The organism is Bradyrhizobium sp. BRP56, assembly GCF_020194035.1.
Lineage (GTDB): Bacteria > Pseudomonadota > Alphaproteobacteria > Rhizobiales > Xanthobacteraceae > Bradyrhizobium > Bradyrhizobium australafricanum.
Window position 1 is genome coordinate 234,725 of the sequence record NZ_JADYVV010000002.1, and the last position, 22,820, is coordinate 257,544.

Annotated in this window: 25 protein-coding genes; 18 read left to right on the plus strand and 7 right to left on the minus strand. The window is 64.5% G+C overall.

Annotation, left to right across the window (positions count from 1 at the left end):
* From I6F38_RS02850 to I6F38_RS02870, 5 genes are all read right to left on the minus strand, one after another.
* Complete coding sequence (locus I6F38_RS02850; protein ID WP_225158983.1) at positions 1 to 1,305, minus strand: hypothetical protein; 1,305 nt, start codon at positions 1,303 to 1,305, stop codon at positions 1 to 3.
* Positions 1,306 to 1,462: 157 nt separating this feature from the next.
* Positions 1,463 to 1,654: a hypothetical protein gene (locus I6F38_RS02855; protein ID WP_076825345.1), complete on the minus strand. Its 192-nt coding sequence runs from the start codon at positions 1,652 to 1,654 to the stop codon at positions 1,463 to 1,465.
* 14 nt (positions 1,655 to 1,668) lie between these two features.
* A complete protein-coding gene (locus I6F38_RS02860) occupies positions 1,669 to 1,869 on the minus strand; it encodes a hypothetical protein (protein WP_028333962.1) in 201 nt (66 codons plus the stop codon).
* Positions 1,870 to 1,967: 98 nt separating this feature from the next.
* Positions 1,968 to 2,609: a haloacid dehalogenase-like hydrolase gene (locus I6F38_RS02865; protein ID WP_225158984.1), complete on the minus strand. Its 642-nt coding sequence runs from the start codon at positions 2,607 to 2,609 to the stop codon at positions 1,968 to 1,970.
* A gap of 193 nt (positions 2,610 to 2,802) precedes the next feature.
* Positions 2,803 to 3,006 carry a hypothetical protein gene (locus I6F38_RS02870; RefSeq protein WP_092077524.1) on the minus strand — a complete coding sequence of 68 codons (204 nt, stop codon included), beginning with the start codon at positions 3,004 to 3,006 and terminating at the stop codon, positions 2,803 to 2,805.
* A 199-nt stretch (positions 3,007 to 3,205) separates the two neighbouring features.
* Between I6F38_RS02870 and I6F38_RS02875 the strand changes: the two genes are divergently transcribed.
* Positions 3,206 to 4,219, plus strand: coding sequence for a TRAP transporter substrate-binding protein (locus tag I6F38_RS02875; RefSeq protein WP_225159056.1), 1,014 nt, complete (start codon positions 3,206 to 3,208; stop codon positions 4,217 to 4,219).
* Positions 4,220 to 4,260: 41 nt separating this feature from the next.
* Here the strand turns inward: I6F38_RS02875 and I6F38_RS02880 are convergent, their stop codons facing one another.
* Together I6F38_RS02880 and I6F38_RS02885 are read right to left on the minus strand one after the other, a co-directional pair.
* A complete protein-coding gene (locus I6F38_RS02880; RefSeq protein WP_225158985.1) occupies positions 4,261 to 5,553 on the minus strand; it encodes an MFS transporter in 1,293 nt (430 codons plus the stop codon).
* 47 nt (positions 5,554 to 5,600) lie between these two features.
* Complete coding sequence (locus I6F38_RS02885; protein ID WP_225158986.1) at positions 5,601 to 6,791, minus strand: aromatic ring-hydroxylating dioxygenase subunit alpha; 1,191 nt, start codon at positions 6,789 to 6,791, stop codon at positions 5,601 to 5,603.
* A gap of 130 nt (positions 6,792 to 6,921) precedes the next feature.
* On the opposite strand from I6F38_RS02885, the gene I6F38_RS02890 reads away from it, so the two are divergent.
* From I6F38_RS02890 to nuoN, 17 genes are all read left to right on the plus strand, one after another.
* Positions 6,922 to 7,437: a MarR family transcriptional regulator gene (locus I6F38_RS02890; RefSeq protein ID WP_225158987.1), complete on the plus strand. Its 516-nt coding sequence runs from the start codon at positions 6,922 to 6,924 to the stop codon at positions 7,435 to 7,437.
* A 214-nt stretch (positions 7,438 to 7,651) separates the two neighbouring features.
* Entirely contained in the window at positions 7,652 to 8,017 is a 366-nt protein-coding gene (locus tag I6F38_RS02895) for an NADH-quinone oxidoreductase subunit A (RefSeq protein WP_018271860.1), read from the plus strand.
* A 50-nt stretch (positions 8,018 to 8,067) separates the two neighbouring features.
* Positions 8,068 to 8,613 carry an NADH-quinone oxidoreductase subunit B gene (locus tag I6F38_RS02900; RefSeq protein ID WP_018271859.1) on the plus strand — a complete coding sequence of 182 codons (546 nt, stop codon included), beginning with the start codon at positions 8,068 to 8,070 and terminating at the stop codon, positions 8,611 to 8,613.
* Between the two features lie 10 nt (positions 8,614 to 8,623).
* Complete coding sequence (locus I6F38_RS02905; protein WP_076825355.1) at positions 8,624 to 9,241, plus strand: NADH-quinone oxidoreductase subunit C; 618 nt, start codon at positions 8,624 to 8,626, stop codon at positions 9,239 to 9,241.
* Positions 9,238 to 10,434, plus strand: a complete 1,197-nt coding sequence (locus I6F38_RS02910; RefSeq protein ID WP_092077512.1) for an NADH-quinone oxidoreductase subunit D — start codon at positions 9,238 to 9,240, stop codon at positions 10,432 to 10,434. Before I6F38_RS02905 ends, I6F38_RS02910 begins: the two co-directional genes overlap by 4 nt.
* A gap of 41 nt (positions 10,435 to 10,475) precedes the next feature.
* Positions 10,476 to 11,087, plus strand: coding sequence for an NADH-quinone oxidoreductase subunit NuoE (gene nuoE / locus I6F38_RS02915; protein WP_225158988.1), 612 nt, complete (start codon positions 10,476 to 10,478; stop codon positions 11,085 to 11,087).
* Positions 11,087 to 11,311 carry a hypothetical protein gene (locus tag I6F38_RS02920; protein WP_225158989.1) on the plus strand — a complete coding sequence of 75 codons (225 nt, stop codon included), beginning with the start codon at positions 11,087 to 11,089 and terminating at the stop codon, positions 11,309 to 11,311. The genes nuoE and I6F38_RS02920 overlap by 1 nt, the downstream gene beginning before the upstream one ends.
* 19 nt (positions 11,312 to 11,330) lie before the next feature.
* Positions 11,331 to 12,656: an NADH-quinone oxidoreductase subunit NuoF gene (nuoF, locus tag I6F38_RS02925; protein WP_069276819.1), complete on the plus strand. Its 1,326-nt coding sequence runs from the start codon at positions 11,331 to 11,333 to the stop codon at positions 12,654 to 12,656.
* An 8-nt stretch (positions 12,657 to 12,664) separates the two neighbouring features.
* Complete coding sequence (locus tag I6F38_RS02930) at positions 12,665 to 13,153, plus strand: hypothetical protein (protein WP_137477838.1); 489 nt, start codon at positions 12,665 to 12,667, stop codon at positions 13,151 to 13,153.
* 7 nt (positions 13,154 to 13,160) lie between these two features.
* A complete protein-coding gene (gene nuoG, locus I6F38_RS02935) occupies positions 13,161 to 15,236 on the plus strand; it encodes an NADH-quinone oxidoreductase subunit NuoG (protein ID WP_225158990.1) in 2,076 nt (691 codons plus the stop codon).
* 10 nt (positions 15,237 to 15,246) lie between these two features.
* A complete protein-coding gene (nuoH, locus tag I6F38_RS02940; RefSeq protein ID WP_018271855.1) occupies positions 15,247 to 16,317 on the plus strand; it encodes an NADH-quinone oxidoreductase subunit NuoH in 1,071 nt (356 codons plus the stop codon).
* A 7-nt stretch (positions 16,318 to 16,324) separates the two neighbouring features.
* Complete coding sequence (gene nuoI, locus I6F38_RS02945; protein ID WP_018271854.1) at positions 16,325 to 16,819, plus strand: NADH-quinone oxidoreductase subunit NuoI; 495 nt, start codon at positions 16,325 to 16,327, stop codon at positions 16,817 to 16,819.
* Between the two features lie 9 nt (positions 16,820 to 16,828).
* Positions 16,829 to 17,467 carry an NADH-quinone oxidoreductase subunit J gene (locus I6F38_RS02950; protein WP_028333975.1) on the plus strand — a complete coding sequence of 213 codons (639 nt, stop codon included), beginning with the start codon at positions 16,829 to 16,831 and terminating at the stop codon, positions 17,465 to 17,467.
* A complete protein-coding gene (nuoK, locus tag I6F38_RS02955; RefSeq protein WP_016841823.1) occupies positions 17,464 to 17,772 on the plus strand; it encodes an NADH-quinone oxidoreductase subunit NuoK in 309 nt (102 codons plus the stop codon). The genes I6F38_RS02950 and nuoK overlap by 4 nt, the downstream gene beginning before the upstream one ends.
* Positions 17,773 to 17,780: 8 nt before the next feature.
* Positions 17,781 to 19,853 (plus strand): NADH-quinone oxidoreductase subunit L, encoded by a 2,073-nt coding sequence (nuoL, locus tag I6F38_RS02960; RefSeq protein WP_225158991.1) that lies wholly within the window; start codon positions 17,781 to 17,783, stop codon positions 19,851 to 19,853.
* Positions 19,854 to 21,368: an NADH-quinone oxidoreductase subunit M gene (locus tag I6F38_RS02965; protein WP_225158992.1), complete on the plus strand. Its 1,515-nt coding sequence runs from the start codon at positions 19,854 to 19,856 to the stop codon at positions 21,366 to 21,368.
* 10 nt (positions 21,369 to 21,378) lie between these two features.
* Positions 21,379 to 22,815: an NADH-quinone oxidoreductase subunit NuoN gene (gene nuoN, locus I6F38_RS02970; RefSeq protein ID WP_225158993.1), complete on the plus strand. Its 1,437-nt coding sequence runs from the start codon at positions 21,379 to 21,381 to the stop codon at positions 22,813 to 22,815.
* The last annotated feature ends 5 nt before the right edge of the window (positions 22,816 to 22,820 follow it).

Consider the following 22,820-nt stretch of genomic DNA (forward strand, 5'->3'; position numbering starts at 1 on the left):
TCAGGACGCCGCGAGGCCGACAACGCTGACCGGTTGAGCGGCCTGCTCGGGCCTGACCGATAATGCCACGCGCTGTTCGGGCGTCAGCCACCACAGCAGGAACAGCAGTGCTATCCCGTTCGACAGCAGGCCTGTCGTGAGCGGCACGTTCATGATCGCCTGAACTGCGATGCCCGACGAAACCGCGATGAAGCGCGGCGACAGGTGCTTTGAGACCATTGATCCCACTGACAGGATCAGACCACAGACGAAAGCCGACACCGGGGCGAGCGCAAGACCGACCGATGCGATGCCCTCGGTGGCGAGGAAGGACGCGTTGAAATTGCCGTCCTGATAAATCGCTCCGAGGGTCGGGCCAAGCTCGCCGTACGGGCAGGCGGCCATGTATCGCAGGACGGTGATCTGGCAGAACCGGGTGTGCTCGCGGTGCGCGAAGAAGTCGGCGTATTGATCGAGCGCGAGCGACGGGATCGCGACGAAGCGCAGATTGATGGTGCTGAACACGATGTAGGTCTTGTCGGCGGCGAGAATGACGAAAGCCGAAAGGCCGACGATCATCGGGATCAGAAATGCGAGCACCGTGGCCAGCCGTGGGTCGAACCGGCCGTACAGCCAGAACAGAAACGGCAGCCAGATCGGCAACAGAAGGACGGTCTTGTTGTTGACGACGGGATAGAAGCAAAGCGCAAGCAGCAGCACCCCGGCCGCCGGCATCCACCGCCTGCGCGATGCGAAATGCGCGAACAGGTAGGGCAGGACCGCGCCGATCATGATCCCGGTGAGATAGTTCATCAGCGCCGGCCGCACCACGGCGGTGCGGGCTGCGCCATAGGGATCGCCAAGATTGGCCCCGTAGGAGATGTCGCCGATCAGCACGGCAAGGCACGACGCCAGCAGCAGAACCACGATGCGCTTGACGGCCGCATCGGACAAATCGGGCCGCCAAACCGGGATGTTCTGTAACATCAGAGGGATCATCGCTGCGGCCAGCGCGGCGATCATGGCCCAGCGGGCGATGGCGTGCGGATAGTCGAATGCGCTGAAGAAGCTGAGCCAGACGAAGCCGATCACGGCTGACAGCAGCGAGAAGCCGACCAGATAACCGAAGCTGAATCGTGCCGCGACGAACGCCGGGACGAACGCGACCATGATGGCGGTGCCGAGGACGGCCTGCGCGGTGATGCCGGATCGCCAGACATGCATCGCCGGGAATGCGTGCCCGCAGGCGATCATCGAGGCGACGCTGAGGACGAAGAACCCGGGGATCGTGACCCCGACAACCAGGTCACTGCGCGTCAATGTCATCGGTCCGTCCGAATCCGAAAGCTGCCAGGCAGCTAGCCGGTCGGCCCTGGACGAAGCAAGTTAAGCAATATCTCGGTCTGTGTTGTTATGTTTCTGCCTGGCCATTCGTCACCGCGATGCTCTATTGAATTCACACAACGGCAACACCTTGCCTTGATCAGGCAAAGAATGCGGCGACCGCGTTGAGGTCGGATTGTCCCGGCGCATCGCCGCGCAAATTGGCGTCGATGATGCGGCGACAGGCGTCAACCGTGTGAGTATCGCCCAATTCGTTGGCGGCCTCGAGGATCGACCAGACCGTGTCCAAGGGAACGTCGCTCTGCGTGGTCGCCTTCGGGTCTGACAGCATTGGCGGGGCCGCGGTTAGAATTCGAACAGGTCGCGGCCGCGCCGCGCCAAATTGTGCAGGTCCGCGACCGTGCCGCGCACCGCGTTGCAGCGGCGGCATTCGATGATGGTGTCGCCGGATGCGTGCGCCGGATCGGCGACCTTGATCGCCAGGCTGCCGCAATCCGTGCAGATGATCTTGAAGCCGGTTGAAATTACTTGCTGCTGCAAATTCATTGTGGCCTGCGCCTTTGTTGACGCCGACCTTAGCCGCGCAACTTTTAAGACTGGGGTCGCGGAGCGGATTGCAATCGAACGACCGCGTTAGGGCGCGGTTAAGATTTCGCCGCGGCCGCGCGGCCCTGCAGATGCAGCGTCGGCCTGCCGAGACCGGCCGCGGCGGCGCGCACGGCATTGCGGGCATTGACGGTGATGATGCCGGCGGCGTGGGCCCAGACCGCGAGGTCGGACGCGCTGTCGCCGGCGTAGATGAAGCCCCCGGGAAAGGTCCTCCGCAACAGGTCGGCCTTGTTGGCGCCCTTGAGATTATGTTCGCCGTCGGAGGCAAGCACCTGATCGATCCACGGAAGGCGCGACGCCAGCTTCTGTGCGAGCAGCGCGTCGGCCGCCGTTGCCAGCACAATGCGGCGGCCGGCCGCGTTCTCGTGCTCGGCCAATGCGACGACGTCCTGGTGCAGTTCGATCCGGCTCCAGTCGATGCGCTGGCGCTGTGCGAGCCGGCGCTTGAGCGCCGCGCGGCCGAGCGTCAGCCAGGCGGCGCATGACACGACGATCAGCGGATTGCGGCGCAGGATCGAGAAGAAGCTGAGATAGAGCAGGTCGCCCGTGATCAGCGTGCCGTCGAGGTCGAGCACCAGCGGCAGCGATGCCGGAAGACCGAGCAAGGGCGCCCCGTCGGTGCGGGAAGCATCCTGCGGCTTCGCAATGTTGTCGCCGGCGAGGCGAGGCTCAGTCATTCGCGGCACTCAGCCGGGTTGCGACCTTGCACACGTCGATGGCGCGCGCCCCGGTCTCGGTGGTCCGGCAATCGCCGTAGCCGAACTTGCTCGCAAAGGCCACACCATGCTGGTCCGAGCTAGAGACGATCAGGACCAACAAAAAAGGCCGCCCGAGGGCGGCCGTCTTACCTGTGGAAGCCAGCAGAAATCTTTAGCGGACCGTCGAGGTGCCCGACGAGGTGATCGCCACCGGTTTGCCGGCCTTGATGACCTGGGTGGTTTGGGCAGTCTGGGTGAAATCCGCGTTGTTCCGGGCCGAAATACCGAGCGCCGCGATCCCGATCCCCGCAATAAGGGCAACCACCACAATCTTGAGATGGGTCGCGCGGTCAGCTGAATGGATCGAGTGGTTCATGGTCGCCTCCGGGCGTCTGTGCGCCGTCTATGGCAGGTAGTGGTAAGGCCCATCTGTTTCCGGATCGTTTCGTGAGTTCCGGGAAATGGTTTCGTGCCACGGGCGGATTGGTTTCACCGTGCCTTGCGTCACACTGCCGGCCGGCAAAAACTGCCCCAGGCGCGGAAATGCGCTTGGGAGAAAAACAATAATGAAAACAATGAGACTAACCCGGCGCCGGGTGCTTGGAACCGGCTCCGCGGCACTCGCCGCCACGATGTTTGGTAAGCGCGCCGTTGCGGCGGCCGAGTTCGACTTCAAGCTTGGTGTCAACACTCCGGAAACCCATCCGCTAACAATCCGCCTGACTGAGGCCGCCAAGGCGGTCGGCGCGCGGTCGTCCGGCCGGGTCAACATCACGGTGTTCGCCAACAGCCAGCTCGGCGGCGATCCGGAGATGCTGTCGCAGGTCCGCGCCGGCGGGATTGAGCTGCTGGCCGCGCCCAGCATGACACTGTCGACGCTGGTGCCGCTATCGGGGCTGCCCAGCATCGGTTTCGCCTTTCAGTCTTACGACCAGGTCTGGGCGGCGATGGACGGCGGCGTCGGCGACCTCGTGCGCGATGCGATCACGAAGACCGGCGTCGTGCCGCTGAAGAAGGTCTGGGACAACGGCTTCCGCCAGATCACCTCGTCGTCGAGCCGGCAGCTCAACAGCGTCGACGATCTCAAGGGTTTCAAGATCCGCGTGCCGGTGACGGCATTGCTGACGTCGCTGTTCTCAGGGCTTGGCGCGCTGCCGTCGAGCATCTCCTACAGCGAACTCTATTCGGCGCTGCAGACCCACATCGTCGAAGGGCAGGAGAACCCGCTGGCGCAGGTCTCGACCGGCAAGCTCTACGAGGTGCAGAAATTCTGCGCGCTCTCGAACCATTGCTGGAGCGGTTACTGGATCCTCGGCAACCGCCGCGCGATGGCGGCCCTGCCGCCCGATCTGCTCGAGCTCATCAATGCCGCGTTCGACGCCGCGGCGGTGAAGGAGCGCGCCGATCTGGTCGAGATGGACCGCTCGCTGCAGGCCGAGCTGACCGAAAAGGGCATGACCTTCAACAAGCCCGATCCCGTGCAGTTCAGAGCCGCGCTGGTGAAGGCCGGCTTCTACACGCAGTGGCAGAAGACCTACGGCGCGGACGCCTGGGTGGCGCTGGAGGAATATACGGGAAAGCTGACGTGAGCGCCGCCTGACATCGCGCGCCGGCTCGGCTGAGACGGGTGCTAGCTGGCGCGCGCGATGTCGGCGCGGATCGCGCGCGCCGCCCACACGAACAGCAGGGCACCGAGCGTCGTCGTGAGCGCGGCCGACAGCAGCGAGTAGCGAACCGCATCGACGCCGTAGGTGCCTTTCAGCGCGTCGTTGATCATGCCGACGGCGAGGGGGCCGATGCCCTGGCCGAAGCAGGTCGCGGTCAGCAGCACGATCGCCGAGGCCAGCGCGCGCATGCTGGGTTTTGCCACAGTCTGGGCGATCGCGAAGATCGGGCCGAGATGGAAGCCGACCATGAACGAGGTCAGCGCCAGGGTCGCGACCATCAGCGTGAAGCTTTGCGTCAGCATGCACAGCGCGAACACCGGGCCGGCGAGGCCGGACATGATCGCGGGCGCCCACAGCTTCCAGCGGTCGTCGCGGCGGCCGATCTGGGCCACGACGAGGCCGCCGATCAGGGTGCCCGCCATGCCGGCGAGACCCTTGAAGGTGCCGGCATAGGTGCCGATCTCGGCGCTGGTGAGGTGATGGATGCGCGCCAGGAACGGCGGGATCCACACCGCGGTGGCGTAGTTGGTGTAGGTCGTCAGACAAAAGCCGACCAGCACGATGACGAAGCTCGGCTGCGATGCCAGGAAGCGCAGCGTCGGCCCGATCGGCTCAGCCTTGAAGGTCTCGGCCATCGCGCCGCGCTTCGGCTCGGCGATCGTCAGCCACAAGACGGCGGCGAGCGCGATGCCGGGCAGGCCCGCGGTGAAGAACGCCATCCGCCAGCCATAGTGCTGGTTGACATAGCCGCCGATGAAATAGCCGAGGAAGACGCCGAGATAGGTGCCGATCGCGTAGATGCCGAGCGCGCGGGGGCGTTCGTTCTTGTCGAACAGATCGGCGATCATCGATTGCGAGGCCGGCGTGCCCGCCGACTCCCCGATGCCGACGCCGACCCGGGCCAATACCAGCGTCGTGACGCTGGAGGCGAGGCCGCAGAGATAGGTCATCGCGCTCCAGAACGCGAAGGCGATCGCGACGATGTTGCGGCGGCTGAGGCGATCGGCCATCCGCGCGATCGGAATGCCGAGCAGCGAATAGAACAGCACGAAACCGAACCCGGCGAGCAGGCCCATCGTGGTGTCGCTGAGCGTGAACTCCTTCTTGATCGGTTCGATCAGCACGTTGAAGATGGTGCGGTCGAGGAAGTTGAGGGCGTAGATGATCGTGAGCAAGGCGAGGACGTAGTAGCGGCGCGCCGAGGGCGCGGCCGCAGCTTGGGTTGGCGCGGCCGCCTGCGGTGCGACATCGACCATCACTTCCTCCCCCGATCTTCTTTGTTGTTGTTGCTTGCGCGCGGGCCTTACGCCTCGCGGATGTAATTCCCTGCCTCGAATTCGACCGGCCTCGTGTCGGCGTCGAACGACACCCCGATCGGGTCGCGGCCGGTGGCCATGGCCTCGAGCTGGTCAGCGAGCATCCGTCGGATCATCAGGATGCCGCGGTCGCTCTGGCCAAAATGCTCTTCCGAATGGATTGTCACCGGCCCCTGGCCGACCTGGGCCTCGTAGTCGCCGGGGAATTGCTGGTGCTCGGCCTCGGTCATGTCCCACCAGAACTTGCCGTTGAACTTCGAGCGCATCCGCCCGATATCGCCCGCGTTCTTGACCCGGCCGGCGACGTAGATGCGAAACGAGGTGTCGTCGATCGGCAAGGTCCAGCCGATCGATTCGATGCGCGCGAACTGCGCGACGCGCGGATTGGGCACGACGCGCAGTGTGGGGAGGGCGGCCTCGGTGACGCGATAGAACACCTTGCCGTCGTCCTGCCTGCGGATCGAACGCACCGCGACGCCGCGCGGCGACATTTCGAACTTCACCTCGGGCATCGAGGCCATCATGTTGGTGAACTGCGGCCCTGAGAACGAGCCGTGCAGCACCGGCACATGGTAGGGGTCGGCGACGTTCTCGAAATGCTGCAGCCAGTTGCAGGGGATCACGGCAGGGCCGCCGCCGCCGATCGAGGAATCATCGGCCTCGACGAACTCGCCGTCGTCCATGTTCTCCAGGCACTCGTAGCGCGGCAGCACCGGCCTTTTCTCGGCCGGCCCCATATAGGCGAAGATCAGGCCGTAGCGTTCCTGCACCGGATACCAGGGCTGGCGCACCTTGTCCTTGAACAGGCCGCCTTCGGGCTCGCAGGGTTGTTCGAGGCAGCGGCCCTCGGTGTCGAACTTCCAGCCGTGATAGCAGCAGCGGATGCCGTCTTCCTCGACCTTGCCGTAATAGAGCGTGGTGCCGCGGTGGCAGCAGCGCGCATGCAGCAGGCCGGCCAGGCCATGCCGGTCGCGGAACAGGATCAGGTCTTCGCCAAGCGCGCGGACTTTTCTGGGGATATCGGCGGCGTCACCGGTGAGGCCGACCGGGTGCCAATACCGGCGCAGCAGCTCGCCCATCGGCGTGCCGCGGCCGACCGAGGTGAGCTCGGTCCGGGTGCTGGACGGCTTCATCGCATAGGCCGTGCCGAGATCGCGGTCCCGCTGGGTGATCGTCATGTTGTCCTCCCCGCCGCTGGTCTGGCGCCGGCGGCTGATCTATCGTTGACCAAGTCAACGATAGATCGATGACAATGTCAACGATATCGATGAGCTTGGCAGCGCGCGGCTTTGTTGGCAGAGGTTGGTGATGACCGAGAAGCTCAGGACTGAGAGGGCCTTGCCGCCGGAGGCCGTTGTCGATTCCGAACTGGCGCCGATCACCGCGATGATGTCGTCGCGGCTGATGGTGCTGGCGAACCTGCTCAGGCGCGGCGCGATGCTGCGCTACAAGCGCCTGACCGGCCTGTCCTCGGTCGAGTTCGGTCTGGTCGCCTCGCTCGGCCGGCGGCCGCCGATGAGTGTGGTGCGGCTCGCCGAGGCCGTCGGCATGGACAAGGGGCAGATCAGCCGGGCGCTCGCCGAGCTCGTGGCGCGCAAGCTGGTGGCGAAGGCGACCAATCCGCGCGACAACCGGGAGACCCTGGTCTCTCTCACCAAGGCCGGCCTGGCCGCCCATGATGCCATCGTGGCCGGCGCCCAGGAGCGAAACCGGCGCCTGCTGGAACAGCTTGCGCCAGGGGATCTCGAGCTGCTGCTCGGACACATCGATCGGCTCACCCTGGCCGCCGCCGAGATGCTCGCTGCCGAACGGGGGCTGGGCTGATATGGCAAGAGCGCAGGGCACAGGATGGCCGCCGCGGCGTTACCCATGGAGGCAAGCGCATCCGCCTGATGAGGCCAAGAGCCCGCGGGAAGGACGGTAAAAGCGTCAAAATAGCTTGTCTTGCGCCCTCTGTTGCGCTGCGCTAAAGCCTCAAGAACAATTCCAATCAACGAATCTGCGGCGCGTCCGAAACCGCAGCAAGAAGGCCTCGCCGATGACCGGCATCCTGCAGAATTATCTCCCACTTGTGGTCTTTATCGGAGTTGCGAGCCTGATCGGTCTGGCGCTCCTGATCGCACCGTTCCTGGTCGCGTTCCAATCGCCGGACCCCGAGAAGCTTTCCGCCTATGAATGCGGATTCAACGCTTTTGACGACGCCCGCATGAAGTTCGACGTCCGCTTCTATCTGGTGGCGATCCTCTTCATCATCTTCGACCTCGAAGTGGCGTTCCTGTTCCCCTGGGCCGTGGCGTTCGGAAAGCTCGGCGCCACCGGGTTCTGGTCGATGATGGTGTTCCTGGCCGTGCTGACGGTCGGGTTTGCGTATGAATGGAAGAAAGGCGCGCTCGAATGGGATTGAGCCCCACCGCCGCAACCTCCCAGCCGGCGATTGCCAAATCTGAGATCGCCATGGCTCCGAAGGGTATTCTTGATCCGTCGACCGGCAAGCCGGTCGGCGCCAACGATCCGTTTTTCCTTGAGGTGAATCACGAGCTGTCCGACAAGGGCTTCTTCGTCGCCGCGGCCGATGACCTCATCACCTGGGCGCGCACCGGCTCCCTGATGTGGATGACCTTCGGTCTGGCCTGCTGCGCGGTCGAGATGATGCAGGTCTCGATGCCACGCTACGACGTCGAGCGCTTCGGCTTCGCGCCGCGTGCCTCGCCGCGGCAGTCTGACGTGATGATCGTCGCGGGCACCCTGACCAACAAGATGGCGCCGGCGCTGCGCAAGGTCTACGACCAGATGCCGGAGCCGCGCTACGTCATCTCGATGGGCTCCTGCGCCAATGGCGGCGGCTACTACCACTACTCCTATTCGGTGGTGCGTGGCTGCGACCGCATCGTGCCGATCGACATCTACGTGCCCGGCTGCCCGCCCACGGCGGAAGCGCTGCTCTACGGCGTGCTGCTGCTGCAGAAGAAGATCCGCCGTATCGGCACTATTGAACGCTAAGGTTTCAGGTATGGACGACGGCAAGCTCGACGCCCTTGGGCAGACGATCGTGAGCGCGCTTCCGGGCGCGGCCACGGCGCACTCGGTCGCGTTCAATCAGCTCACTATCGACGTCGAGATTGGCAGAATCGTGGAGGTCGCCAGGTTTCTGCGTGACGATCCCGGCTGCCGTTTCGTCAACGTCACCGACGTGACCGCGGTCGACTATCCGAGCCGCGAGAAGCGCTTCGACGTCGTCTACCATCTGCTGTCGCCGACGCTGAACGCGCGCGTCCGTTTGCGCGGGCAGGCCGACGAGACCACGCAGGTGCCGTCGATCATCGGCGTCTTCCCCGGCGCCGACTGGTTCGAGCGCGAGACCTACGACCTCTATGGCGTGATCTTCACCGGCCACCCCGACATGCGCCGCCTGCTGACGGATTACGGCTTCGACGGCCATCCGCTACGCAAGGATTTCCCGCTCACCGGCTTCGTCGAGGTCCGCTACGACGACCAGGAGAAGCGGGTGCTGTACGAGCCGGTCCGGCTCAACCAGGAATTCCGCAAGTTCGATTTCCTTTCGCCCTGGGAAGGCGCGGACTATCCGCTGCCCGGCGATGAGAAGGCCAAGGCGGAGCCGAAGCCATGAATGAACAGCCGCAAAACCTTCGTAACTTCACGATCAACTTTGGGCCGCAGCATCCGGCGGCGCACGGCGTGCTTCGTCTTGTGCTGGAGCTCGACGGCGAAGTCGTCGAACGCGTCGATCCGCATATCGGCCTGCTTCATCGCGGCACAGAGAAGCTGATCGAGCACAAGACCTATCTGCAGGCGATTCCCTATTTCGACCGGCTCGACTATGTCGCGCCGATGAACCAGGAGCATGCGTTCTGCCTCGCGGCGGAAAAGCTGCTCGGCATTACGGTGCCGCGCCGCGGCCAGTTGATCCGCGTGCTCTATTGCGAGATCGGCCGCATCCTGTCGCATCTGCTCAACGTCACCACCCAGGCGATGGACGTCGGCGCGCTGACCCCGCCGCTGTGGGGCTTCGAAGAGCGCGAGAAGCTGATGGTGTTCTATGAGCGCGCCTCGGGCTCGCGCATGCACGCGGCGTTCTTCCGCGTCGGCGGCGTGCATCAGGACCTGCCGCCGAAGCTGATCGACGACATCGAGGCGTGGTGCGATCCGTTCCTCAAGGTGGTCGACGACCTCGATCGGCTGCTCACCGGGAACCGCATCTTCAAGCAGCGCAACGTCGACATCGGCGTGGTGCCGCTCAAGGAAGCCTGGGAGTGGGGCTTCTCCGGCGTGATGGTGCGCGGCTCGGGCGCGGCCTGGGACCTGCGCAAGTCGCAGCCCTATGAGTGCTACGCCGAGATGGATTTCGACATTCCGATCGGCAAGAACGGCGACTGCTACGACCGCTATCTGATCCGCATGGAAGAGATGCGCCAGTCGGTGCGCATCATGAAGCAGTGCATCCAGAAGCTCAAGGCACCCGACGGGCAGGGCCCGGTCGTGGTCGAGGACAACAAGATCGCGCCGCCGCGCCGCGGTGAGATGAAGCGCTCGATGGAAGCGCTGATCCATCACTTCAAGCTCTACACCGAAGGCGTGCACGTGCCGGCCGGCGAAATCTATGCCGCGGTCGAGGCGCCGAAGGGCGAGTTCGGCGTCTACCTCGTCGCCGACGGCACCAACAAGCCCTACAAGTGCAAGATCCGCGCGCCGGGCTTCGCCCATCTGCAGGCGATGGATCACATCTGCAGGGGCCATCTGCTGGCCGACGTTTCCGCCATCCTGGGCTCGCTGGACATCGTGTTCGGCGAAGTCGACCGGTGACGATGTCCGCATCCGAACCGCGCGCAATGAGAGTTTGATCGATGTCCGTCCGCCGCCTTGCCCCGAAGGAATTGCAGCCCGCGAACTTCACGTTCACGGACGAGAATCTTGCTTGGGCCAAGAAGCAGATCGAGAAGTATCCGCCGGGCCGTCAGGCCTCGGCCGCGATCGCGATCCTTTGGCGCGTGCAGGAGCAGCATGACGGCTGGGTTTCGGAAGCCGCGATCCGCGCCGTTGCCGACCTGCTCGAGATGCCGCATATCCGCATGCTTGAGATCGCGACGTTCTACACGATGTTCCAGCTCTCACCGGTCGGCAAGAAGGCGCATGTGCAGGTGTGCGGCACCACGCCGTGCCGGCTGCGCGGCGCCGCCGACCTGATCGAGGTCTGCCAGCACCGCATCCATCACGATCCCTTCCAGCTGTCGAAGGACGGCAACTTCTCCTGGGAAGAAGTCGAGTGCTTAGGGGCCTGCGTGAACGCGCCGATGGTGCTGATCTGGAAGGACACCTATGAGGACCTGACCAAGGAAAGCTTCGGCAAGGTGCTCGACGGCTTTGCCGCCGGCAATCCGCCGAAGCCGGGTCCGCAGATCGACCGTCAGTTCTCGGCGCCCGCGGGCGGGCCGACGACGCTGAAGGAAACCACCTGATGCGGAGCTTTCAGGTGCTGGCAAACGGGCAGGAAAACAAGGCAGGAAAGGGCGCTGCGATGAAGGCCTGGCGCACGATCGCGCTGCATACCGCTGTCGCGGCCGGCTTCATGTTCCTGCTGCAACGCTACGGCCTGAGCGCCACGGTGGAATCCAGCCTGTTGTGGGCCATCGTGTTCGGCGGCTGCGCTGCCGGGCTCGCTTATTCGCAAGCCAATCGGTGATGTTCGGAAAGTTTTGAGCATGCTCGACGACAAGGACCGCATCTTCAAGAACCTCTACGGCCTGCATGATTGGGGCCTCGAGGGCGCGCGCCGCAGAGGCGCCTGGGATGGCACCAAAGGGATCATCGACAAGGGTCGCGACTGGATCATCAACGAGATGAAGGCGTCGGGCCTGCGCGGCCGCGGCGGCGCCGGCTTCCCGACCGGCATGAAGTGGTCCTTCATGCCGAAGGAATCCAAGGACGGCCGTCCGAGCTATCTCGTCGTCAACGCCGACGAGTCGGAGCCCGGCACCTGCAAGGACCGCGAGATCATGCGGCACGATCCGCATCTTTTGGTCGAGGGCTGCCTGCTCGCGAGCTTCGCGATGGGCGCGCATGCCTGCTACGTCTATATCCGTGGCGAGTTCATCCGCGAGCGCGAGCGGCTGCAGGCGGCGATCGACCAGGCCTATGAGGCCAAGCTGGTCGGCAAGGACAATATCAACGGCTGGCCGTTCGACATCTATGTCGCGCACGGCGCCGGCGCCTATATCTGCGGCGAGGAGACCGCGCTGCTCGAGAGCCTTGAGGGCAAGAAGGGGCAGCCGCGGCTGAAGCCGCCGTTCCCGGCCAATGTCGGCCTCTATGGCTGCCCGACCACCGTCAACAACGTCGAGTCGATCGCGGTCGCACCGGACATCCTGCGCCGCGGCGCCGCCTGGTTCGCCGGCATCGGCCGGCCGAACAATGTCGGCACCAAGCTGTTCTGCATCTCCGGCCACGTCGAGCGGCCCTGCAACGTCGAAGAGGCGATGGGGATTCCGTTCCGCGAGCTGATCGAGAAGCATTGCGGCGGCATCCGCGGCGGCTGGGGCAATCTGAAGGCCGTGATCCCCGGCGGTTCGTCGGTGCGCATGGTGCCAGCCGAGCAGATCATCGACACGCCGATGGATTTCGACAGCCTGAGCAAGCTGCGCTCGGGCCTCGGCACCGCGGCGGTGATCGTGATGGACAAGTCGACCGACCTGATCCGGGCGATCGCGCGCATCTCCTATTTCTACAAGCATGAGAGCTGCGGCCAGTGCACGCCGTGCCGCGAGGGCACCGGCTGGATGTGGCGCGTCTTGACCCGCATGGCCGAGGGCCGCGCCCACAAGCGCGAGATCGACATGCTGCTCGAGGTTACCAAGCAGGTCGAGGGTCACACCATCTGCGCGCTCGGCGACGCCGCGGCATGGCCGATCCAGGGCCTGATCGCGCATTTCCGTCACGAGATCGAAGAGCGCATCGACCAGTATTCGCACAAGGCCGATCTCGACGATCAGGGCGTTCGCGATCCCATGCACATGGTAGCCGCGGAGTAATGCTGGCGATGACGCAACAGGCCGCATGGTGGCAGAAATACGGGACGCTTGCGCAGATGGCGCAGGCGACCGTGGCGCTGCTCGGCTTTGTTGCAATCCTGCTGCAGATCAACGAAATCCGTACCTCGAACCGTGCTTCCAGCGCGCGTTCGGCGTTTCTCGGCTACACCGATCTCGCATTCCAGAATCCGAAATTCGCTCAGCCGGACTACGAGGCCATCAAGGCCGCCGGTCGCGAAGAGCGGTCCCAATATGAGAGTTTTGTCTCGTACTTCCTCTATGCCTGCGAGGAGACCTTTGCCGCCTTCGCGGACAAGCGCGAATGGCAGGCATCGTGTGACTACGACCTGAAACCGCATCTGCCGTTCCTCTGCGAGAAGAACCAGGCGCAGCCTGCCTACCTCGCGACCTACGGCGCCGACACCCAGCAATGGGTGAAGACCTCATTGAAAACCGCGAGCGTCGCACCGCCCGACTGCAAGCTCGGAAAGACTTGAGACAGACATGAGCAAGATCATCGTCGATGGCAAAGAGATCGATGTGCCGCCGGAGTACACGCTGCTGCAGGCATGCGAGGCGGCCGGCGCAGAGATTCCGCGCTTCTGCTATCACGAGCGGCTGTCGATCGCCGGCAATTGCCGGATGTGCCTGGTCGAGGTGAAGGGCGGCCCGAAGCCGGTCGCGAGCTGCGCCTGGGCCGTGCGCGACTGCCGTCCGGGCCCGAAGGGCGAGCCGCCGGAGATTTCGACCCGTTCGCCGATGGTGAAGAAGGCGCGCGAAGGCGTGATGGAGTTCCTGCTGATCAACCATCCGCTCGACTGCCCGATCTGCGACCAGGGCGGCGAGTGCGATCTGCAGGACCAGGCGATGGGCTACGGCGTCGACACCAGCCGTTTCGCCGAGAACAAGCGCGCGGTCGAGGACAAGTATCTCGGCGCGCTGGTCAAGACCTCGATGAACCGCTGCATCCAGTGCACGCGCTGCGTCCGCTTCTCCGCCGAAGTCTGCGGCGCGCCGGAAATGGGCGCGACCGGCCGCGGCGAGGACATGGAGATCACCACCTATCTCGAGCAGGCGCTGAGCTCGGAGCTGCAGGGCAACCTCGTCGATATCTGCCCGGTCGGCGCGCTGACCTCGAAGCCCTACGCCTTCGCGGCGCGGCCCTGGGAGCTCGGCAAGACCCAGTCGGTCGACGTCATGGACGGCGTGGGATCTGCGATCCGCGTCGACACCCGCGGCCGCGAGGTGATGCGCATCCTGCCGCGCATCAACGAGGCGGTGAACGAGGAGTGGATCTCCGACAAGACCCGCCACATCGTCGACGGCCTGCGTACGCAGCGCCTCGACCGGCCCTATGTGCGCGAGAACGGCCAGCTCCGGCCGGCGACCTGGCAGGAAGCCTTCGCCGCCATCGCCGCCAAGGCCAGCCGCAGCGACGGCAAGCGGATCGGCGCGATCGCCGGCGATCTGGCCGCGGTCGACGAAATGTATGCGCTGAAGGAAATGCTCGCGAAGTTCGGCTCGGTCAATCTCGCCGTGCAGGGCGGCGATGCGTTCGACGCCAAGGCCGGCCGCGGCTCCTACATCTTCAATCCGACCATTGCCGGCATCGACCAGGCCGACGCGATCCTGATCGTCGGCTCGCATCCGCGCAAGGAAGCCGCGGTGCTGAACGCGCGGATCCGCAAGCGCTGGCGCACCGGCGGGCTCAAGGTCGGTACGATCGGCGCCAAGGCCGATTTCACCTATGACCACGACTATCTCGGCGCGGGCACCGATACGCTGGCCGATCTCGTGGCGGGCAAGCACTCCTTTGCCGACGTCTTGAAGAAGGCCCAGCACCCGATCATCCTGGTCGGCGCCGGCGCCTATACCAGGCATGACGGCGCTGCGGTGCTGGCGCAGGCCGCCAAGCTCGCGGTCGACGTCGGCGCGCTGAAGGACGGCTGGAACGGCTTTGCCGTACTGCAGGATACCGCCTCGCGCGCCGGTGCACTCGATATCGGCTTCTCGCCGGCGGCGGGCGGACTGACCTCGGCGCAGATGACGACCTTCGGCACGCTCGACGTGCTGTTCCTGCTCGGCGCCGACGAGATCAAGGCGCCGGACGGCACCTTCGTGGTCTATATCGGCACCCATGGTGACCAGGGCGCGCATCGTGCCGACGTCATCCTGCCGGGCGCGGCCTATACCGAGAAGTCCGGTATCTACGTCAACACCGAAGGCCGGGCGCAGATCGCCAACCGCGCCGCGTTCCCGCCGGGCGAGGCCCGCGAGGACTGGGCGATCATCCGCGCGCTGTCCGACGTGCTCGGCAAGAAGCTGCCGTTCGACTCGCTGCAGGCGCTGCGTCAGGCTATGTTCAAGGCCTACCCGCATCTGATGCGGCTCGACCAGATCGAGGCCGGCAAGCCTGACGACGTCAAGGCGCTGGCAGGCAAGGGCGGCAGCGTCGACAAGGCGGCATTCAAGCCGACCGTCGAGGACTTCTATCTGACCAACCCGATCGCGCGGGCCTCTGCCGTGATGGCGGAATGCTCGCGGCTGGCGTCGGGCCGAATGCTGACGGCAGCGGAGTGAGCGTGACCTGATGGCTGAATTCTTCGCAAGCTCGTTCTGGACCGGCTTCCTCTGGCCGCTGATCATCATGGTCGCGGAGAGCCTGTTGCTGCTGGTCGTGCTCCTGATCGCGATTGCCTACATCCTGCTCGCCGACCGCAAGATCTGGGCGGCGGTGCAGATCCGCCGTGGCCCCAACGTGGTCGGGCCGTTCGGATTGCTGCAATCCTTCGCCGACCTCCTGAAATTCGTGCTGAAGGAGCCGGTGATTCCGTCCGGCTCCAACAAGGGCGTGTTCCTGCTGGCGCCGCTGGTGTCGTGCATCCTGGCGCTGGCCGCTTGGGCCGTGATCCCGTTCGATCTCGGCTGGGTGATCTCCGACATCAATGTCGGCGTTCTCTACATCTTCGCGATCTCGTCGCTGTCGATCTACGGCATCATCATGGCCGGCTGGTCGTCGAACTCGAAGTATCCGTTCCTGGCCGCCCTGCGCTCGGCGGCGCAGATGGTGTCCTACGAGGTCTCGATCGGCTTCGTCATCATCACCGTGCTGCTCTGCGTCGGCTCGCTGAACCTGTCGGCGGTGGTCGAGGCGCAGAACACCCGCGGGCTTGCGCACCTGATCGGCCTGCCGCAGCTCACCATCCTGAACTGGTATGTGTGGCCGCTGTTCCCGATGTTCGTCGTGTTCTACGTCTCGGCGCTGGCGGAAACCAATCGTCCGCCGTTCGACCTGGTCGAGGCCGAATCCGAGCTGGTCGCCGGCTTCATGACCGAATACGGCTCGACCCCGTATCTTCTGTTCATGCTCGGCGAGTATGTCGCGATCACCACGATGTGCGCGCTGGCGTCGATCCTGTTCCTGGGCGGCTGGCTGCCGCCGGTCAACCTGCCGCCGTTCACCTGGATTCCGGGCATCGTCTGGTTCGCCCTGAAGGTGTTCTTCATGTTCTTCATGTTCGCGATGGCGAAGGCGATCGTGCCGCGCTACCGCTACGATCAACTGATGCGGCTCGGCTGGAAGGTGTTCCTGCCGCTGTCGCTGGCGATGGTGGTGATCGTGGCCGGCGTGCTGCAGTTCGCCGGCATCGCGCCGAAGTGAGGCCGTCATGAGTGTCAATGTCAACGCAACAGCCCGCTCGCTTCTGCTGTCGGAATTCGTCTCGGCGTTCTTCCTGGCGATGCGCTATTTCTTCCAGCCGAAGCCGACGCTGAACTATCCCTTCGAGAAGGGCCCGATCTCGCCGCGCTTCCGCGGCGAGCACGCGCTGCGCCGCTATCCGAACGGCGAGGAACGCTGCATCGCCTGCAAGCTGTGCGAGGCGATCTGCCCGGCGCAGGCGATCACGATCGAGGCCGGCCCGCGCCGCAACGACGGCACCCGCCGCACGGTGCGTTATGACATCGACATGGTGAAGTGCATCTATTGCGGCCTGTGCCAGGAGGCATGCCCGGTGGACGCCATCGTCGAGGGACCGAATTTCGAATTCGCGACCGAGACCCGCGAGGAACTGTACTATGACAAGGCCAAGCTGCTCGCCAATGGCGACCGCTGGGAGCGCGAGATCGCGAAGTCGATCGCGCTCGACGCGCCGTACCGGTGAGGTGAGGGCATGATCCTTCCGGCGCTGTTCTTCTACCTGTTTGCTGCGGCCTGCGTGGCCTCGGCGGTCATGGTGATTGTCTCGCGCAATCCCGTGCACTCCGTGCTGTTCCTAATCCTCGCCTTCGTCAACGCGGCCGGGCTGTTCATCCTGATGGGCGCCGAGTTCCTCGGGATGATGCTGATCGTGGTCTATGTCGGCGCCGTCGCGGTGCTGTTCCTGTTCGTGATCATGATGCTCGACGTCGACTTCGTCGAGCTGCGCGAGGGCTTCATCCAGTATCTGCCGATTGGCATCGTGATCGGCGGCATCTTCATGTTCGAGCTGCTGCTCGTGGTCGGTGCCTGGGTGATCAACCCGGCCGTGACCAAGACGATCACCGCGGCGATCCCGACCAATGTCAGCAACACCGAGGCGCTCGGCCTCGTGCTGTATACGAAGTACATCCATTACTTCCAGCTCGCCGGCATGGTGCTGCTGGTCGCGATGATCGGCGCCATCGTGCTGACGCTGCGCCACAAGGCCAAGGTCAAGCGGCAGAACATCAACGTGCAGAACGCGCGCACGCCCGAGATGGCGATGGCGATGCGCAAGGTGGCGTCGGGGCAGGGCCTGCAGGACGCCGACGCGGCGGAGTGGGTGAAATGACGATCGGGCTCGGACACTATCTCGCGGTCGCCGCGATCCTGTTCACGCTCGGGATCCTCGGCATCTTCCTCAACCGCAAGAACATCATCGTCATCCTGATGTCGATCGAGCTGATCCTGCTGTCGGTCAACATCAACCTGGTGGCGTTCTCGACCTTCCTCGGCGACATCGTCGGCCAGGTGTTCGCGCTCTTGGTGCTGACGGTGGCCGCCGCCGAGGCCGCGATCGGCCTCGCCGTGCTGGTGGTGTATTTCCGCAACCGCGGTTCGATCGCGGTTGAAGACGTCAATCTGATGAAGGGCTAGGCGCAGTTATGGTTCAGGCAATCGTATTCCTGCCGCTGCTGGGCGCCATCCTCGCAGGCATTATCTCGCTGGTCGGTGCCCATGCGCGCTGCCCGAGCGGCGATACCGTCGACCATCACGACGATGCGCATGGCGACGCCCATGCCTCCGCGGCCCATGACGATCACGGCCATGATGACCATGGCCATGACGATCACCATGTCTCCGAGCCGGCGGCCGCCGGCTCGCGCCTTGCCGAGCTGATCACCACGGGCCTCTTGTTCGTGTCGGCGGCGCTGTCCTGGTTCACCCTGGTCGATGTCGGCTTCATGCACCATGACGCGCGCGTCGTGCTGCTGCCCTGGATCAACTCGGGCGACCTGCAGGTGGCCTGGACGCTGCGGGTCGACACGTTGACCGCGGTGATGCTGGTCGTGGTCAACACGGTGTCGGCGCTCGTCCACCTCTATTCCATCGGCTACATGGACGAGGATCCGAACCGGCCGCGCTTCTTCGGCTATCTCTCGCTGTTCACCTTCGCGATGCTGATGCTGGTGACCTCCGACAACCTCGTGCAGCTGTTCTTCGGCTGGGAGGGAGTCGGCCTCGCGAGCTACCTCCTGATCGGCTTCTGGTACCAGAAGCCGTCGGCCAACGCCGCGGCGATCAAGGCCTTCGTGGTCAACCGCGTCGGCGACTTCGGCTTCGCGCTCGGCATCTTCGCGATCTTCGCACTGGTCGGCTCGACCGATTTCGAGACCATCTTCCATGCCGCGCCTGGTTTGACCGGCAAGACTATCAACTTCTTCGGCTGGCAGGCCGACGCGCTGACCTTGACCTGCCTGTTGCTGTTCATGGGCGCGATGGGCAAGTCGGCCCAGTTCCTGCTGCACACCTGGTTGCCGGACGCGATGGAAGGTCCGACCCCGGTGTCGGCACTGATCCATGCCGCGACCATGGTCACCGCCGGCGTGTTCATGGTGGCGCGGCTGTCGCCGCTGTTCGAGCTGTCGCCGACCGCGCAGGCGGTGGTGATGTTCTTCGGCGCGACCACGGCGTTCTTCGCCGCCACGATCGGCCTCGTGCAGAACGACATCAAGCGCATCGTCGCGTATTCGACCTGTTCGCAGCTCGGCTACATGTTCGTGGCGATGGGAGCGGGGGCCTATTCGGTCGGCATGTTCCATTTGTTCACGCACGCCTTCTTCAAGGCGCTGCTGTTCTTAGGGTCAGGCTCGGTGATCTACGCGATGCACCACGAGCAGGACATCCGCAACATGGGCGGGCTGTGGCGCAAGATCCCGTACACTTTCGCGGTGATGTGCATCGGCACCCTGGCGCTGACCGGCTTCCCGCTGTTCGCCGGCTACTTCTCCAAGGACGCGATCATCGAGGCGGCCTATGCGGCGCATAACCCGTTCGCGACCTACGCCTATCTCTTGACCATCGTGGCCGCCGGCCTGACCTCGTTCTACTCTTGGCGTTTGATCTTCAAGACGTTCTTCGGCGAGCCGCACGACCAGAAGCACTACGAGGCGGCGCATGAGAGCCCGGTGTGGATGTTGGTGCCGATCGGCGTGCTCGCCGCCGGCTCGATCCTGGCGGGCCTGCCGTTCAAGGAGCTGTTCGTCAACCCGCACGGCGTGGAAGAGTTCTTCCGCGAGTCCGTGAAGATGAACCCGCACATCCTCGAGGACATGGAGCACATGCCGGGCTGGCTTGCGCCGCTGCCCACCGTGATGATGGCGCTCGGCCTGTTCATCTCGTATCTGTTCTACATCCGCAGGCCGTACCTACCGGTCGAGCTCGCGCAGCAGCAGCCGATGCTGTACCAGTTCCTGCTCAACAAATGGTACTTCGACGAGCTGTACGACTGGATCTTCGTGCGCCCGGCGAAGTGGCTCGGCTACACGCTGTGGAAGAAGGGCGACGGCTTCATCATCGACGGCTTCGGTCCCGATGGCGTCTCCGCCCGCGTGCTCGACGTCACCCGCAACGTCGTGAAATTGCAGACCGGCTACCTCTATCACTACGCATTCGCGATGCTGATCGGGGCCGCCGGATTGATCACCTGGTTCATGTTCGGCTTGGGAGGCCAGTAAATGACAACCTGGCCCATCCTTTCGGTCACGACCTTCTTGCCGGCGGTCGGTGCGATCCTGGTCTATCTGCTGGCGCGGGGCGGTGACGAGACCGCGAGCCGCACGGCGCGTTGGATCGCGCTGTGGACCACGCTGATCACCTTCGCGATCTCGCTGATCCTGGTGGCGCGCTTCGATCCGGCCTCGACCGACTTCCAGTTCGTCGAGAAGGCGTCCTGGCTCGCCACCGGCATCACCTATCACATGGGCGTCGACGGCATCTCGCTTCCGCTGCTCATCCTGACCACCGCGATCATGCCGCTCTGCATCATCGCGAGCTGGAGGTCGGTGACGCAGCGCGTCGGCGAATACATGATGGCGTTCCTGATCCTGGAAACGCTGATGATCGGCACCTTCTCCGCGCTCGATCTTGTGCTGTTCTATTTGTTCTTCGAGGGCGGCCTGATCCCGATGTTCCTGATCATCGGCGTCTGGGGCGGCCCGCGCCGGGTCTACGCGTCCTTCAAGTTCTTCCTCTACACGTTCCTCGGCTCGGTCCTGATGCTGCTCGCCATCATGGCGCTGTACTGGAACGCCGGCACCACCGACATCCCGACCCTGATGCACACCGCGGTACCGCGCTCGATGCAGACCTGGGCGTGGCTGGCCTTCTTCGCCTCGTTCGCGGTGAAGATGCCGATGTGGCCGGTGCACACCTGGTTGCCCGACGCCCACGTCGAGGCGCCGACGGCGGGCTCGGTGATCCTGGCCGCGATCCTGCTGAAGATGGGCGGCTACGGCTTCCTGCGTTTCTCGCTGCCGATGTTCCCGCTGGCCTCGCACGACTTCGCGCCGTTCGTGTTCACGCTGTCCGTCATCGCCATCATCTACACCTCGCTGGTGGCGATGATGCAGGAGGACATGAAGAAGCTGATCGCATATTCGTCCGTCGCGCATATGGGCTTCGTCACCATGGGCATCTTCGCGGTGACGACGCAGGGCGTCGCCGGCGGCATGTTCCAGATGGTCTCGCACGGCATCGTCTCCGGCGCCCTGTTCCTTTGCGTCGGCGTCGTCTACGACCGCATGCACACCCGCGAGATCGTCGCCTATGGCGGTCTCGTCAACCGGATGCCGCTCTACGCGCTAACCTTCATGGTCTTCACCATGGCCAATGTTGGTCTGCCGGGCACGAGCGGATTCGTCGGCGAGTTCATGACGCTGCTCGGAACCTTCAAGATCTCGCTGCCGACCGCGTTCCTCGCCAGCACCGGCGTGATCCTGTCGGCCTGCTACGCGCTCTGGCTCTACCGCAAGGTGGTGTTCGGCGCGCTGGTCAAGCCGTCGCTGATGTCGATCAAGGATCTCACCTTCCGTGAATGCGTGACGCTGTTCCCGCTGATCGCGCTGACCATCCTGTTCGGCGTCTACCCGAAGCCGGTGCTCGACATGTCGGCGGCCTCGGTGCAGCAGCTCGTCAACAATTACCAAACCGCCGTGACTGCCGTGAAGGCAGCCGCGCTGGTTACGCAATAAGGCCGCCGTCATGAGCTTTTCCAGTGCAGGTTATCAGTTGCAGCCGGTGCTGCCGGAGCTGGTGCTCGCGGTCGGCGCCATGGTGCTGTTGATGATCGGAGCCTATCGCGGGCAGGGGACGACGCGGCTCGTCACGGCGCTGGCGATCTGTCTCCTGGTGCTGACCGGCGTGCTGGAGCTCTGGTTGCCGGCCGGCAAGCTCGTGACCTTCGGCGGCAGCTTCATCGTCGATGATTTCGCCCGTTTCCTGAAGGTCCTCGCGCTGATCGCCTCGGCGGCAACCCTGATCCTGTCGACCGAGTACCTGTCACAGCCGTCGAGCCGCAACTTCGAATTCTCGATCCTGGTGCTGCTGTCGACGCTCGGCATGATGGTGCTGATCTCGGCCGGCGACCTGATCTCGCTCTATCTCGGCCTCGAGCTGATGAGCCTTGCGCTCTATGTCGTCGCCGCCAGCCAGCGCGACAATGCCAAGTCGAGCGAGGCGGGCCTGAAGTATTTCGTGCTCGGCGCGCTGTCGTCGGGCATGCTGCTCTACGGCGCCTCGCTGATCTACGGCTTCACCGGCACGGTCAGCTTCGCCGGCATAGCGGCCGCGGCAACCACCGGCAGCATCGGCATCGTGTTCGGCCTGGTGTTCCTGCTCGCCGGCCTCTGCTTCAAGGTCTCGGCAGTGCCGTTCCACATGTGGACGCCGGATGTCTATGAGGGCGCGCCGACGCCGGTGACGGCGTTCTTCGCGTCCGCCCCGAAGGTCGCGGCGCTCGCGGTGTTCACCCGCGCGACGCTGACCGCGTTCCCGGGCATCGTCACCCAGTGGCAGCAGATCCTGGTGTTCGTGGCGATCGCCTCGATGGCGCTGGGCTCATTCGCGGCGATCGGCCAGACCAACATCAAGCGGCTGATGGCCTATTCCTCGATCGGCCATATGGGCTTTGCGCTGGTCGGCCTCGCCTCCGGCACGGTCGAGGGCGCCCAGGGCGTCCTGATCTACATCACGATCTACGTCGCGATGACGCTCGGTTCCTTCAGCATCATCCTGGCGATGAAGCGCAACGGCCAGGCGCTGGAGCAGATCAGCGATTTCGCCGGGCTGTCCCGCACCAACCCGTTGCTCGCCTTCATCTTCGCGATGCTGCTGTTCTCGCTGGCCGGCGTGCCGCCGCTCGCCGGGTTCTTCGGCAAGTGGTACGTGTTCGTCGCCGCGATCAAGGCCAATCTGTTCACGCTCGCCGTAATCGGCGTGCTGACCAGCGTGGTGGGCGCGTTCTACTATCTGTCGATCGTCAAGGCGATGTATTTCGACCAGCCGCTCGGCAAGCTCGACCCGGTTCGCGTCGAACTGCGCACCGTGCTGGCGGTCGCCGGCATCTTCAACATCTTCTACTTCGCCTATCCGGGCCCGCTGGTGAGCGTGGCCACGGCTGCGGCCAAATCACTATTTTGACGCGT